The following is a 14,661-nucleotide window of genomic DNA, read 5'->3' on the forward strand; positions in this document are numbered from 1 at the left end:
ATTTAATGTTCTGTACTTTTTTAATAGAAATTTCAAATCCCTATTAAATTCGGTGAGTGAATCGAAGTACATACACTAATTATCCTCTTCATCATATATCCTTACAGAATATGGCAACTCTCTATAAAATGCCAGTTCGTAATTAATATCCTTGCCTTCTTCAGTTACTTCCCATGGTAAATCTTTATGGGAATAGTCGCTTATGGCCGTGGCCGACCAATCGCTCATTTGTTCAATAACTTTATCTATAACATCTTTTTCACTTGCTTTAAGCATCGTTAAATCGGCCTTTTCGAGTGGTAAATAGCGCTTTTGTGGATAGCCTCTGAACTCTGTTTTAATTCGTTGAAGCTGATTTGCGTCTATCATTTGATTGATAATGGAATCTAACTTTTGAGGGACAGGACCATAAGGTAACTTTTTGTACTTTGCGCCAGTTAGATGCTCTTCATACAGCTCATAGTAATTAAAATCAGAAAAATAAAGCAATTTATATAGAACGGTTTCGCCAACATTAGGCTTGCCAGCGCAGCGTTCTAAAATGTAGAGTAAAACGTTTTTTAACTTATTTATATTTAAGGCTGGAACAGAAATGCGTTCTTCTATAACCTCATCATGTGTTTCGATGGATACTTCTAAATTTTGATCGTTCAGAAAATTTCTGGTCATAAAATCATCTAAAGAAAAACTTAGCACCATCGATAATTTTTGCATTTCGCTTAAACTCACCACCCGATTTCCCAACTCTATCTGCGCTAGGGAAGATCTTGATATCGCAATGCTTTTTGACAGATCATCTTGAGAGAGCCCTTTTCTTAAGCGTAGGTTGGCAATACGTTCGCCTATTTCCTTTTTTGATAGTTCATATCCCATAATCCAAAGATACAACATGTTTTAAAACAAAACAACATCTTGATGGATTTAAGAACAATCAGACTTCTCTCTAATAAATTTTCTCCTTTACTTAAATGCAGTTATTAAGTTCGCCAATACGATAGCGCTGTTAACAACTAAAGCTAACATTACTTTAGCTTAATATATTTTTCGATAATTACACGATCTACGCCAGCTTTTTCTACCTTTTCAACGCCTGTCTGAATCAAAGTATCTTTATTAATGGCGAGTTTAAACTTAAAAGTCTTGCCTTCCCAATCTTTGTTTTTATAATATTCTAAATGCTCGGTATAATTGTCTTTATTTAACACAAAACTTCCGCCACCGGCGTCAAAACTGCTTGTATCTTTAGGGTTAAGGCTATGTTTTAAAAATGCAAAATGAGTGTTGTTAAACATCTTGATCATTTTCAGCTTGCCAGAATAATCTGTTGTTTGGCTTGTTCCATTTTCGATGGTTGTAGCCGACAATAACTGCCAGGTGCCCTGAATATCAAGACCTGAATCTTTTTTGCTTCCATCTTTGTTAGCACAAGAAAATAATGAAAGCACTGCAAATAGCATTAAAATGTTTCTCATAAATAGGATGTATATTGGTTATTTTTTTAAATATTTATCCCCTACCAGCCATTTTAATCAGCTTATGGGCGAGGTCTTTTCCTAAGTAACCATCAATTATGGCGTGTACGATATATAAAATCGGGGTCATTAAAATGGCCACAACAAATTTATATGTATAACCCACAAGGCCAATGGCAAAAACCTGTTGCCAGCTATAATGATATTGAGGGTTGATATAAAATGCGATAAAAATGACCACAAAACTGTCAATAAACTGAGAAACTAAAGTAGAGCCTGTTGCGCGTAACCAAAGTGCCCGCTCTCCTGTTATTCTTTTTATTTTATGGAATATCATTACATCAACCATTTGCCCGATAATAAAGGCCGTAATCGATCCTACAATGATCCACATCCCTTGCCCGAATATCCCTGCAAAAGCATTATTCATATTGAGGTCTTCTCCGTTTATATTTTGATGTACCCAGAAATCAGCAGCAGTTAAGTGCATCGAACCCCAAACTACAAGAAAGGCAAAGGAGATTAATATGGCAGTAAGGACAGACAAGAATCTAACTTGTTTAACACCAAAATATTCATTGATGATATCCGTCATAATAAAAATAATCGGCCAGGTTAATACCCCTGCCGACATTACGAAGGATAAATGCGGAACACCCAGTAAGTTTATATCGAACTTTTTAAAGCCCAGCGTTTCTTCAACACTGAACAATTTAACTCCAATAAACTCTGATAATATAGCGTTTGCTACAAAAAAGCTACCCAGAATGAGTAGTAAACGGCTTTCTTTTGTTTTAAAAGTCATAGACTATAAATCTATAAATAAATAGCAGATTTAGCATAGCGATCATCATATTTTTAATAGAGATAACACAAAGATTACGCAGCTTGCCACATTAATGTTCAGCAATAAAAATATGATTTTTACAATCGTTCGACTGTAAAAATAGGTTAGCAACTTAAATCTCCCAATCTTTGCAGAATCAAAATCCGGTAAATCTTCATGGCTAAAAAACAACACTTCTATCTCATACTCATTTTAGGTTCACTTGCGGCACTTGGCCCATTCTCTATCGACATGTACCTGCCTGGTTTTGTTGATATTGCAAAGGATTTAAGGAGTAATGAATCAACTGTAGCCCTATCACTATCAAGCTTTTTTATCGGAATTTCTGCCGGCCAGTTATTGTACGGGCCACTGTTAGATAAATTTGGAAGAAAGAAACCGCTATATTTTGGTTTAGCACTTTATATCCTTTCTTCTTTTCTTTGTTTGGCTGTAACTGATGTTAACCAACTAATTGTTTTACGTTTTGTACAAGCCATTGGAAGTTGTGCCACTGCTGTTGCCTCTGTGGCTATGGTGCGGGATCTGTTTTCTGTAGAAGAAAGCCCAAAGGTTTTTGCTTCCTTAATGCTGGTGATTGCGGTTTCGCCTATGCTTGCCCCCACTGCGGGCGGCTACTTAATTTCGGCCCTGGGCTGGAAATATGTATTTGTTTTTTTAGGATTGATGGCCGTTTTAATGCTCCTGGCTTCCATTTTCAAACTACCGGAGAGTTATAAACCCGATCCGAATTACTCTTTAAAACCAAAGCCAATTTTAACCAATTTCTTTGCGGTTTTAAAAGAACCTCAATTTTACACTTATGCTTTGATCAGTTCAATTACCTTTTCAGGTTTATTCGCCTATGTATCTTCTTCGCCTCAGGTATTTATGAAGATTTATGAGGTAAGTAAAACAGGTTATGGCTGGATTTTCGCACTGCTTTCTGTATCATTTATTGGATCGAGTCAAGTGAACAGCCTGATACTAAAATGGTTTACCAGCAAAAACATTGTAACCTATGCACTTATTGCACAATGTATTTTCAGTTTAATATTTCTGGTTTTCGCCCTAAATAACTGGTTAAATTTATATTCTACCATAGGCTTTATCGCCTTATTTTTGGCCTGCTTAGGTTTAATTAACCCAAATGCGGCAGCCTTATCACTCGCTCCGTTTACCAAAAATGCAGGTAGTGCATCGGCATTAATGGGTGCCTTGCAAATGGGATTAGGCGCTTTGGCCTCGGTAATGGTAAGTTTATTTAGCGAACACTCGGTAGTACCCATGCCTCTGGTAATGACAGCAGCTGCCTTTATTGCTTTGTGTTGTTTGTTAATCGGCAGAAGGTTTATCACCACTGAAGTGGAGGCATCGGCTGATGCTGCTGTTGTAGCGCATTAATATTATACCACAAAGACACCGAGAATACAAAGAGATAATCTAAATGCCCTCAGTGTCTTTGTGGTTAACTTATGGTACAAATAACTTGTAAATCAAATAGCAAACAATTGTACCTACTGCTGCGATGATGAAGCCGCTTAGTCGTTTCTTTTTAATAAAACAGATCAGGATAATTCCTGAGATAGATACCAATGTCATCAGCACTGCCGAAATATCGATAATCCACGACCAGGCCTTACCAGAATCTCTTCCTTTGTGCAAGTCGTTAATCACGGCCACAGCGCCAAATCTGGTTATGGTTAATTCATATTTTCCGGTTTCGCGGTCTATAAAAGAATCGGCCAGGTAACCTGGTCCGTTAAAAGTTAAGCTCAGCTCTCTTTCATCCATCCTAAAATCGCTCAATGCACCTTTAACCTCATGTTTAGTTCTAAAAAACTCAACAATTTGTAACTTATTGATCTTGTTGGTATCAGGTTGGTTTACCCATTTTAAGTTTACTGACCCGGAGTCTTTAGTAACCACTTCCTTGCCAGAAGTAAACCAATCTGCGTGATTTAAGGTTAAACCCGATACCGCAAAGAAGAGCAGAATGGTAAAACTCACCATCGATAAATAAATATGCAGCCAGCGCGATAAACCAGCCAGACGTTTTTTACCCTTAGCCTTTCCGCTATCTTTTTTAACCTGCTTTTTTCCAAGGCCGCTAGGTGCAGCCGTTACCTTATTTTTTTGCGGTTCCGATTTTTCTGTAGTCAAGAGATGCTGAGGTTAGTTCTGTATTTGGCGTTAATGTTATTTTTTTTGCTGAGCCGGTAAATTTCATTTCTTGCGCAATCACCTGATAAGTGCCGTGCTCGCGGGCTACTTCAATAAAAACGGTGTAATTACCTGCTTTTACCAATTTTCCGCTATCGTCTTTTCCATCCCATGATAAACTATATTTACCAGGACCGCGTGTTGCAGAGCTTGTTGAACTCAGTTTTCCTTCTGCCCCTTTTTTAAACTCATCACCATTTGAACGGCTCCATGATTTTAAATCTGGCAACCAACGCGGTTTGTTATACCAGATAGCCAGATTACGTACGGGTGTTTTAGCTGCATCTTCGATCCATACGGCCACAAACGGGCGACGGACACGTTTGCCATCTGTAGATTCGATATTGGCAATTTCTAAGTTTACCACCAACTCATATTTTGTATTCCAAAGTTTGTCAGCTTTGCTTGCTTTTTCTAACACAATAGCCGGTTTATTAAAAGCAAGTTCGTAATTAGCCCATTCTTTGCTTCTAATTTCTTTGCCGTCTTTGGTGATTAACAAGTATGCTAGGTCATTTCTAGTCGCAGTTAATGCCTCAATCTCTGCAATAGAAAGTACATTAAAAGAAGTAGCTAAAGCACCTGCTTCAGTAGCATCAGGGCCAATAACCGTTGCACTAATTATTGCTGAAGCAGGCTTTCCTGTACGTGGATCTACTATATGCGAATACCATTTGCCGTTCACCTTAAAACCTCTGCGGTAATTACCACTGGTTGCCACAGCCATATTCGACACTTTGATTGTTGTTAAGGCTGCATCGTTTTCGGCATCAGCTTTAGGGTTCGCTATTTCAATCGCCTCTGGCTGATTTCCTTTGATAACCATATCGCCACCAATATTTACAACCACGTTTTCAATTCCGGGGCTTTGAACAGCTTTCTCGGCAGCTTTATTAATGATATAACTTTTTGCAAAAGAATTTAATGCCAACGGAGCATCATCTAAACGCGTAACCGTTTTATCTTGCTCATTTAAAATATAATGTTTTTGTTTAACCAATTTAACTGCATCTTGTAGTGCTGTTGCAGACGGTAAACGGTTTTCGGCAGCAGCTTTTTTCCAAACATCACCTATTACTTTAGCTGATGCATCAAGCGCGCCATTGGTTAACACTTTATAATTTTCGAACTGCTTTAAAACCTCAAACAAATCTGCCGAAACTTTGGTGGTTTGTTTACCATTGTTCATCCATTTACTAAACTCGCTATTCGCTTTATATGCACTTAAAATATCATCCAGCCTATCTATTTCGTTTAATGCGCGTGCTTCGGCTAAATCTGCGTCTGCCTGACTGATTGTTTTAAATTTAAATTCCAACGATGTGCCCAATACATTTTCGTAGTTGGAAACAAATGTTCTTAAAGCTCTTTTCGGACTAACAAATGCGGATGCACTTATTACCAGTAAAAAGGCAGCGGTTAAGTGTTTAAACTTCATATTTAATGGATAATTGAGATTTTAAAACGCAAAGAAAGGGGTTTATCTGGAATAATTTTAAATAAGCTGAAATATATTTGAAATAATACAAAATTTCTCGATCTAAAACCCATCAATAGCCACTTGGTTAATGCGTTCGTTATTGACGTTAATTTAGCGCGAGGGTTTAATAGACCTGATAAAGTTTTAATCAATCACAATAATAACCATGCTACTAAGCAGCGGGCTTTGGCATAGGTTTTACGCTTTAAGCTTTTTTTTCCTATTTTCGCTTATAAGATGCTTAATATACAATCTAAACTCCCTGGCGTAAGTACCACCATTTTTTCGGTGATGAGTAAACTTGCTGCAGAACACAATGCCATTAATCTTTCTCAGGGATTTCCTGATTATGCCTGCGATCCAAAACTTGTTGAATTGGTAAATAAAGCCATGCAAGATGGTTTTAATCAATATGCGCCAATGCCTGGTTCTACTTTTTTAAAAGAAACCATTGCAGAGAAAGTAGAAAAACTATATAACATAAATTATAATCCTGAAACAGAAATTACGGTTACAGCAGGTGGAACCCAAGCTATTTTTACCGCATTGGCTGCCATTATCAATGCAGGTGATGAAGTTATCATTTTCGAGCCAGCCTATGATAGTTACGCACCTACCATTAAACTTTTAGGAGGCCTGGTTAAAACGTATGAGCTTGCCCCGCCGAGTTATGCAATTGACTGGGACATGGTTAAGAAATTGTTTACGGCCAAAACCAGGATGATTATCTTAAATACGCCACAAAACCCAACGGGTAGTATTTTATCATCAGATGATATGAAATCGCTTATTAAACTGATTACAGGCACCGATATTCTAATCCTGAGCGACGAAGTTTATGAGCATTTAATTTACGATGAGCAAAAGCACCAAAGTGTAATGCTTTATCCAGAATTAAAGCAAAGAAGTTTTATTGTAGCCTCCTTTGGCAAACTCTTGCACGCTACCGGCTGGAAGCTGGGTTATTGTTTAGCGCCTGAGAAATTAACCAAAGAATTTAGAAAGGTACACCAATTTAATGTTTTCAGCGTTAATAGTCCCATGCAGCAAGCTATTGCCGATTATATTAAAGAACCTAAAAATTATACTGAAATAGGCACGTTCTTTCAACAGAAAAGAGATTATTTCAGAAGCCTTTTGGCCGAAAGCCGTTTTAAGCTTTTACCTTGCAACGGTTCGTATTTTCAATGCGCAAGCTACAGCAGTATCAGCGATGAAAAAGACACCGATTTTAGCATGAGGCTAATCAAGGAATTTGGCGTAGCCACTATTCCTGTTTCTGCATTTTACCAGAAAGCAACCGATCATAAAATTATCAGGTTCTGCTTTGCTAAAGAAAACGCTACACTTGCCTTAGCGGCGGAGAAATTAAAAAACGTTTAACCAGACAAAACCTAAATACAATGGAAGCACCTGTGTACACTCAAATAGAAAATCTGAAAGTAACTGTCTTTCAGGCCTATCTTTTTTGGGAAAACATTGAGAAAAACCTTTTGAATCTGGCACTTAGATTATCGATGGGTGTAAGGGAAAAAACCGATATTATTATTTTACCTGAAATGTTTAACACGGGTTTTAGCATGAATTCTGAAGCCTTGGCCGAAGAAATGGGTGGAAAAACGATGCAGTGGATGCAAAAAATGGCACATCAGTACAACTGCGTAGTTACGGGAAGCATCATTATAAAAGAAAACAATCAATATTTTAACCGTTTGATCTGGATGGAACCAGATGGCAAAAACCAGCATTACGATAAACGCCACTTGTTTGGCATGGGCGATGAAGATCAGCACTTTAGTCCTGGTAAAGAAAAACTTATTGTCGAACTTAAAGGATGGAAAATCAGATTAGCCATTTGTTACGATTTGCGTTTTCCGGTTTGGTTACGCAATGTAGATCAGGAATACGACATCTTACTTTTGGTTGCCAACTGGCCCGATAAGCGATCGGCACATTGGAAAGCATTGATTCCGGCCAGGGCAATAGAAAATCAAAGTTATGTTATTGCCGTAAACCGCGTTGGGCATGATGGAAACCAAATTTACCACAGTGGATTATCCATGTGCCTGGATCCTTACGGTAATACCGTTTATTATAAACCAGAAGACGAAGATTTATATACATTCAGTATCAATTACGAAGAACTGGTTAAAATCAGAAGGCAATTTCCCTTTTTAAAGGATGCGGATAGGTTTACTATTAGTTAAATAATAACCAATATTCAAATTACAATAATCAAACTGGAGCGATCGTTTCAATAATTTAGCAATCTCAACAATGTAACAATTGAAAAATGTTGTGGATTTAGCATTTAACCAGTTAAACAATTAACCATCACAAACAATAAGCGCACACATGTTTAACCGCCGCAAATTTATAAAAGCATCTGCCCTATCGGCCGGATTGCTGGCCATTGATAAAAGTAGTATTGCAAATGTAATTCCGCATGAAGAAACAAAAGCAGAAAATTTCCCAATTGTAATTTCTACCTGGGACTTTGGAATTGCGGCTAATGCTGATGCATGGAAGGTTCTATCAGCCGGTGGACGTGCCTTAGATGCTGTAGAGCAGGGCGTTTGGGTGCCCGAAGCTGATGAAAAGAATCAATCAGTCGGATATGGCGGTTTGCCAGATCGCGATGGCCGTGTTACCCTCGATGCCTGTATTATGGATGAACTCGGTAACTGTGGAGCCGTTTTAGCACTCGAATATATTAAACACCCTATATCGGTTGCACGTAAAGTGATGGAAAAAACACCACATGTGATGTTGGCTGGTGATGGTGCCTTGCAGTTTGCTTTGGAGCAGGGGTTTAAAAAGGAAAACTTACTTACACCCGCAAGCGAAAAAGCCTGGAAAGAGTGGTTAAAGACAGCGAAATATGCGCCAGTAATGAATATCGAAAATAAGCTCTACCAGAAAGCTGCGCCACAAAAACTCCCTGGAAACCAATATAACCACGATACCATTGGTATGCTGGCTATTGATGCTAAAGGAAACATTTCTGGTGCCTGTACCACCAGTGGTATGGCCTATAAATTACATGGGAGAATTGGCGACAGTCCGATTATTGGCGCTGGCCTTTATGTAGACAATGAAGTGGGTGGTGCAACTTCAACTGGTGTAGGTGAAGAGGTGGTAAGAAACGTTGGGTCATTTTTGGTGGTAGAATTAATGCGTCAGGGTTATGCCCCCGAAGCCGCCTGTAAAGAAGCGGTAATGCGTATTATTAAAAAGAAACCCGAAACTGCCAAAAATATACAGGTAGGATTTTTAGCCATCAACAAAAAAGGCGAATATGGTGCTTATGCCATTCAGAAGGGTTTTAGTTATGCCGTTTGCAACGCAGAAAAACAAGATCTTTTAATCAAAGGCAAAAGCTATTATTAATATGTTGAATTTTCCCAAACGATTAACAAAAATGAAACGGTAAATGGGATTATTATCTAAAATTTTCGGAAAGAAAAACGTTGCCGAGCGCGAGGGTGAGCCAGATATGGTTTATGTGCCGAACGAAGACCAACGCATGAACTGGGCGATTGAAAAAGCCAATTTAACCCTGTGGTATTTTGAAGAAAGTTTAAAAAACAAACAACCTTACCAAAACTATTTTTCTGTTAAAGTGCTCATTACAGATGGTGATGAAGGCGAACATATCTGGTTAACAGATCCACACTTTGATGATGAAGGGAACTTATTTGGTACCGTTGGAAACGAACCGGTAAACATTCGCTCCATAAAATTTAATCAAAAAATCGGCATAAAGCGCGATTTAATCTCGGATTGGATGATTATTGAAAACGGAAGATTAATTGGCGGTTATACCATACGGGCCATTAGGGATGGCATTGCAGAAAAAGAGAAAGCAGCGTTTGATAACAGCATAGGTTTATATATTGATGAGGGCGTTGATCATTTCAAAGCTGATCTCGAAACACCAGAAGGCGCCATTCTGGCGATCGAAAAAGCTTACAACAACAAAGATATTGATGCTGCAATAGCCTGTAAAGATTTTTTTGAAGAAGCTAAATCCTTACTTTCTGTGATGAAGATGGAGATTGATCAGGATATCATCAACGAAACCGCTGAAGTACTTAAACTATCTTTCATCAATAATATAGAAGAACATGGCTTCCCTGATTTTTCTACTGTCCAAAATGCTTTTCCCGAACGTAAAAAAGTTGACGAAACGCATTGGGTAATTACAGAAGTATGCTGGTATCCAGATGGCGGAAAATCAGTACAGTTGCTTAATACCTACAAATCGCCAAAGGGATGGGTAGTTTTAGGGCCAGCAGGGCCGCATGAATAATATACATTTAAATCTAATATAATGAGTGAAGTGGCAATGGGTTGCTTAGAAGTATGTGCTAATTCTTATCAATCGGCATTAGCTGCCCAAAATGGCGGAGCGAAAAGAGTAGAGTTTTGTGATAACCTGGCTGAAGGTGGTACCACGCCAAGTTATGCTCAAATTGCTCTGGCTAAGAAAAACCTATCCATTGAAGTTTGGCCAATTATCCGTCCGCGCGGAGGCGATTTTCTGTATTCCGAAATGGAGTTTGAATTAATGAAAGAAGATATAAAAATCTGCAGATCATTAAATTGCGAAGGTATAGTTACCGGAATACTTAAAGCAGATGGCACCATCGATAAAGAACGGTGTGCTGAATTAATTGAGCTGGCCAAACCTATGGAGGTAGCTTTCCACAGGGCATTTGATATGAGTAACGATATGGATCAGGCCCTGGAAGATTTAATTGCACTCAACATAAAAAGGGTACTTACCTCAGGAGGTGCTTCTTCTGCAATCCTGGGGGCAGAAAAACTGGCGCAGCTTGTAAAAAAGGCCAATGGCCGGATTACCATCATGCCCGGCGCTGGCATAAATGAAAGCAATGTAAAAAATCTTATTAATCAAACAGGTGCCACACAATTTCATGCTTCAGCAAAGGAATTTGTGCCAAGTAAAATGGAATTTAGAAATACGGAAGCCAAAATGGGCAGTATTGAGGATGAATATCGTTACGAACTCACCTCCGAAATAAAAGTAAAAGCTTTGGTAGATTGTATTAACAGTACCATAAATAATTAATTTCAATCGTTATTCGACCGCAATAGAAAAATCATAGAACTATACAGAAACTTAAAATAGTACTCGTTTACAATAAGGATTGGTGACTTTTCATACAAGCTCTTGTTCTATAAACCCGGTAGAAGCTGCAGCCTCCGATCTTTTATCGGAGCTATAGCGAATAACGGGACTGCTGTTCCCGAAGCATTACTGGATAAACATTTTCTAATAAAAAATAATTATAATACACTTGTGTTATATTTTATCCGCATTATGGTATAAACTGTTAAGATCATTTTAACAACCAATACTTTGAACAGGATTCACGTTTTGTTATTTATTTAAATAGCTGTTGTATTTTATTCCAGTATGTAAACCCACGAACAAAAACTGTATACATCCAATTAATATTCAAGTAATTAGTTATATTTAATCAAACCAATAAACTAATTATCATGAAGAAATTATCATCCCTCATCATGGCTACCTTACTTTTTGCAGCATGCGAAAATAAGGAAGCTAAAACTACCGATATGGCAGTAGCTGCAGATAGTACAAAGTACCCCTATACTATTAAACAGGTACAAAATTGGGAAATGAACCCCGATACAAAAAATGCGGTAACCGCAATGACCCTTATTAAAACATTCGAAAATTTGGATACAGCCAGTATGAGCAAGGTGCTTGCGGACAGTGTGGCTTTAGAACTGGATGGTTACAAATTTAAAGGGACAAAACCTCAGCTCCTGAAAGAATTACAGGGTGAATTCGACAAAATGAAAGGCTTTAAAATCGAGATGCAAGACATGGAATCGGTTATAAATAAAGATAAAAGTGAAGAATGGGTAAGCTTATGGTACAACCAGGTTTCTACAACAAAAGAAGGTAAAACCGATACAGTAGCTTTGTTTAACGATATTAAATTGAAAAATGGAAAGGTTGTCAGATTATCAGAATATGTTCAGCACCCAATGAAGAAATAGCTAAAAAAGGGCGGGCGGACTATTTAAAATTATCCGCTCTCCTATCTATAATTTATTAATCCCCACTTCCTGGAACATAATGCAGGCCTGGTGTAAGGTAATGAAGTAAAATAACCCTCGAATAACGATAATTAATGGGTGATAACAGTAAAACACCTGTTAAGATTAAACCTACATAATACCACAGGTTTTCATAAACTAAAGGCAAGCCTAAAACATATGATGCTACTCCAATGGTAATAATTTCTGCAACATTCATGGCATAACTTACAAACATCGCTACATAGAAAAATCCTGGCTCACGCTCAAATTTTAAATTGCAATACGGACAGGCAATATTAGTTTTTTGTAATCTGAAAGAATAAGCACTTCCAGTAAAGATATCTCCTTTACGGCAGCGTGGACATTTACACTGTAAAAACGCTTGAAATTTAGATAACTCAGCCATAATCTTCTAATTTAATACCACAAAGGTAAGGCTAAAATTAAAAACTAATTTATGATCTGCATCATGTTTGAGGTATTAGTATATTGGTTCACTAGTTCATTGGTCATTTGTTTATTGTAAATTTGTCATGGGTTCATTAATACTTTCCCAATAAACACTAAACCTTTACTATTTTCCCTTTAATGGTTTTGATTAGGCCTTTTTCGGCCAGTATTTTAGTGCCACGGATAACTGTTTCTACCCTTAAACCGGTCATATCTGCTAATTCCTGTCGCGTTACCTTTAAATTTTCACCTAATGCAATATCGTCGAGAAGGTAATTGATAATCGTTAATAATCTATGCTCAGCCTTTTCACTCGCCAGTTCTTCCAGCATCATCGATTTATAAAAAAGACGGTTACTTAAAGTACGGATCAGCTCCATGCTAAAATCGGGCTCGTTTTTGATCAGATCAAAGAAATCTTCTTTATTTACAGCAATTAGCTGCGAATCTTTATTGGTGATGGTAAAAGCTAAATAAGGCCTGTTGATTAATAATGCAGGTTCGCCAAAATACTGGCCCGTTTTAAAAACCCCTTGAATAAATTCCTTTCCTTCATCGCTAACAGTAACCATTCTTACCTCACCTGATTTAATAAAGTACACATAGCGCGGCTGCTTACCAGGCTCGTAAATAACCGAATCTTTAGGATAGCTTTTAACTTTTAAGCCTTTATCAATCAGTTTTTGGAAGTTCATCGTCATTTAGGCTTTTTCGGAATAGTGGGTATTTGGGTGATAAAAAATATTAGAAGATCTTGCGTCATTCCCGTGAAAACGGGAATCTTAAGGCTTCACAAACGACTCACTAACCTTTCTATTGTATTAAGATTGCCAGTCAACCTGGCAATGACGGTCAATGCTAATGGAATTTCAAAAGATGTGTCCACACGGTAGGTGCATATGAAAATCTTAAGGCTATGGTTCCAATAGCTAACTAATACAATAAAGATTTACAACGCGCGCTATTCCCTAAATTATTGTGTTTTTACTATCGGGTTCTAACAATGATCAGGTTTATGAAGACTAACCTAATGTTTCTTTCATTAAACGGGTATAAAACTCTTTCAGTGTAATGCCCATTGCCGCTACCTGTTGTGGAATAAAACTGGTTGCTGTTTGCCCGGGAATGGTATTGATTTCGATAAAATAAAACTTACCGGTTCCTTCTTCCAGGAAATAATCAACACGTACCACTCCCCTGCAATTTAGCTTCTTATATACATCCTTTACCACCTGCTGCACGCGGCTCACCTCTTCTTCCGTCATTCTACCGGGTGTAATTTCTTCAGTTGCACCGGGCGTATATTTGGCTTCGAAATCAAAAAACTCATTTGCCGGAATCACTTCTGTAGCTGGCAAAACAATAACTTTTCCTTCAGCGCCAAAAATGCCTATCGAAAACTCTCTACCACTAACAAACTCCTCAATTAAAATCTGATCATCTTCTTTAAAAGCTTTTTCTATAGCACTTTCCAGATCATCGGCATGTTTTACCTTACTCATGCCAATACTACTGCCCCCACTATTTGGTTTAACAAAATAAGGCAACCTTAAATCTTGCTTAATTTGATTTAAGTTATAGTTTCCACCTTTAAATATCTGAACAGATTTTGCGGTGTACAGGTTATCAATACCTTCTACAACAGCTTTGGTATAACCTTTATTCATCGTAATTGATGAAGTTAATGCATCGCAGGCAGTGTACCGGATACCTAACATATCGAAATAGCCCTGTAACTTTCCATCCTCACCGGGCGAACCATGGATAGCAATAAAAACACCGTCGAACTTAATTTTTCTTCCTTCGAGCGTTAAGGAAAAATCATTTTTATCTATTTCAATTTTTACAGAATCAGCAGGCTCATAAAACCAGCCCTTTTCGTTCAGCATAATCTTATACACATCGTATAAATCGGGATCGATATTTTGAGCAATGGTGGCTGCGCTTTTCACCGAAACTACCCATTCGCCTGTGGTACCGCCTGTTAACAATGCTATCGTTTTCTTCATGTTAAAAATCCTTTTATAAATAGAAATTGAATATAAATATATCCTCAAAAATATAAATATCTTTGTGCTTTAATAATATTGAAGGAGAGAATTTATTCAATG

The 14,661-nt window shown here is 37.7% G+C and carries 15 protein-coding genes; 7 read left to right on the forward strand and 8 right to left on the reverse strand.

The features are described 5' to 3' along the window. Window positions 1-75: 75 nt before the first annotated feature. The 3 genes from AC1RJ8_RS00455 to AC1RJ8_RS00465 form a co-directional block, all read right to left on the reverse strand. Window positions 76-891, reverse strand: coding sequence for a type II toxin-antitoxin system antitoxin SocA domain-containing protein (locus AC1RJ8_RS00455; RefSeq protein WP_492952292.1), 816 nt, complete (start codon window positions 889-891; stop codon window positions 76-78). Between the two features lie 131 nt (window positions 892-1,022). After that, on the reverse strand, window positions 1,023-1,472 hold the full coding sequence (locus AC1RJ8_RS00460) for a DUF4488 domain-containing protein (RefSeq protein WP_492952291.1): 450 nt from the start codon (window positions 1,470-1,472) through the stop codon (window positions 1,023-1,025). Between the two features lie 34 nt (window positions 1,473-1,506). Then, window positions 1,507-2,277, reverse strand: a complete 771-nt coding sequence (locus AC1RJ8_RS00465) for a queuosine precursor transporter (RefSeq protein ID WP_492952290.1) — start codon at window positions 2,275-2,277, stop codon at window positions 1,507-1,509. A 198-nt stretch (window positions 2,278-2,475) separates the two neighbouring features. Here AC1RJ8_RS00465 and AC1RJ8_RS00470 point away from each other — a divergent pair, with 198 nt between their 5' ends. After that, window positions 2,476-3,702, forward strand: a complete 1,227-nt coding sequence (locus tag AC1RJ8_RS00470; RefSeq protein ID WP_492952289.1) for a multidrug effflux MFS transporter — start codon at window positions 2,476-2,478, stop codon at window positions 3,700-3,702. Between the two features lie 69 nt (window positions 3,703-3,771). Here AC1RJ8_RS00470 and AC1RJ8_RS00475 read toward each other — a convergent pair whose 3' ends face one another. Both AC1RJ8_RS00475 and AC1RJ8_RS00480 read right to left on the reverse strand, forming a co-directional pair. After that, window positions 3,772-4,461: a PepSY-associated TM helix domain-containing protein gene (locus tag AC1RJ8_RS00475; RefSeq protein WP_492952288.1), complete on the reverse strand. Its 690-nt coding sequence runs from the start codon at window positions 4,459-4,461 to the stop codon at window positions 3,772-3,774. Continuing rightward, entirely contained in the window at window positions 4,427-5,959 is a 1,533-nt protein-coding gene (locus AC1RJ8_RS00480) for a DUF2271 domain-containing protein (protein WP_492952287.1), read from the reverse strand. The genes AC1RJ8_RS00475 and AC1RJ8_RS00480 overlap by 35 nt, the downstream gene beginning before the upstream one ends. Before the next feature lie 279 nt (window positions 5,960-6,238). Here AC1RJ8_RS00480 and AC1RJ8_RS00485 point away from each other — a divergent pair, with 279 nt between their 5' ends. The 6 genes from AC1RJ8_RS00485 to AC1RJ8_RS00510 all read left to right on the forward strand — a co-directional run bounded on the left by AC1RJ8_RS00485 (window position 6,239) and on the right by AC1RJ8_RS00510 (window position 12,058). Then, on the forward strand, window positions 6,239-7,384 hold the full coding sequence (locus AC1RJ8_RS00485) for a methionine aminotransferase (RefSeq protein ID WP_492952286.1): 1,146 nt from the start codon (window positions 6,239-6,241) through the stop codon (window positions 7,382-7,384). A 20-nt stretch (window positions 7,385-7,404) separates the two neighbouring features. After that, window positions 7,405-8,208 carry an amidohydrolase gene (locus tag AC1RJ8_RS00490; protein ID WP_492952285.1) on the forward strand — a complete coding sequence of 268 codons (804 nt, stop codon included), beginning with the start codon at window positions 7,405-7,407 and terminating at the stop codon, window positions 8,206-8,208. A 148-nt stretch (window positions 8,209-8,356) separates the two neighbouring features. Beyond that, entirely contained in the window at window positions 8,357-9,391 is a 1,035-nt protein-coding gene (locus tag AC1RJ8_RS00495; protein ID WP_492952284.1) for a glycosylasparaginase, read from the forward strand. A gap of 43 nt (window positions 9,392-9,434) precedes the next feature. Next, window positions 9,435-10,313 carry a YegJ family protein gene (locus AC1RJ8_RS00500; protein ID WP_492952283.1) on the forward strand — a complete coding sequence of 293 codons (879 nt, stop codon included), beginning with the start codon at window positions 9,435-9,437 and terminating at the stop codon, window positions 10,311-10,313. Between the two features lie 21 nt (window positions 10,314-10,334). Continuing rightward, window positions 10,335-11,096: a copper homeostasis protein CutC gene (locus AC1RJ8_RS00505; protein ID WP_492952282.1), complete on the forward strand. Its 762-nt coding sequence runs from the start codon at window positions 10,335-10,337 to the stop codon at window positions 11,094-11,096. A gap of 434 nt (window positions 11,097-11,530) precedes the next feature. Beyond that, window positions 11,531-12,058, forward strand: coding sequence for a hypothetical protein (locus tag AC1RJ8_RS00510; protein WP_492952281.1), 528 nt, complete (start codon window positions 11,531-11,533; stop codon window positions 12,056-12,058). A 55-nt stretch (window positions 12,059-12,113) separates the two neighbouring features. Here the strand turns inward: AC1RJ8_RS00510 and AC1RJ8_RS00515 are convergent, their stop codons facing one another. The 3 genes from AC1RJ8_RS00515 to AC1RJ8_RS00525 form a co-directional block, all read right to left on the reverse strand. After that, window positions 12,114-12,506: a DUF983 domain-containing protein gene (locus AC1RJ8_RS00515; RefSeq protein ID WP_492952280.1), complete on the reverse strand. Its 393-nt coding sequence runs from the start codon at window positions 12,504-12,506 to the stop codon at window positions 12,114-12,116. 157 nt (window positions 12,507-12,663) lie between these two features. Further along, window positions 12,664-13,245: a Crp/Fnr family transcriptional regulator gene (locus AC1RJ8_RS00520; RefSeq protein ID WP_492952279.1), complete on the reverse strand. Its 582-nt coding sequence runs from the start codon at window positions 13,243-13,245 to the stop codon at window positions 12,664-12,666. Between the two features lie 327 nt (window positions 13,246-13,572). Then, on the reverse strand, window positions 13,573-14,559 hold the full coding sequence (locus tag AC1RJ8_RS00525; protein ID WP_492952278.1) for a D-alanine--D-alanine ligase: 987 nt from the start codon (window positions 14,557-14,559) through the stop codon (window positions 13,573-13,575). Window positions 14,560-14,661 lie beyond the last annotated feature (102 nt).

Source organism: Pedobacter sp. GW822-FHT03F06, from assembly GCF_058801365.1.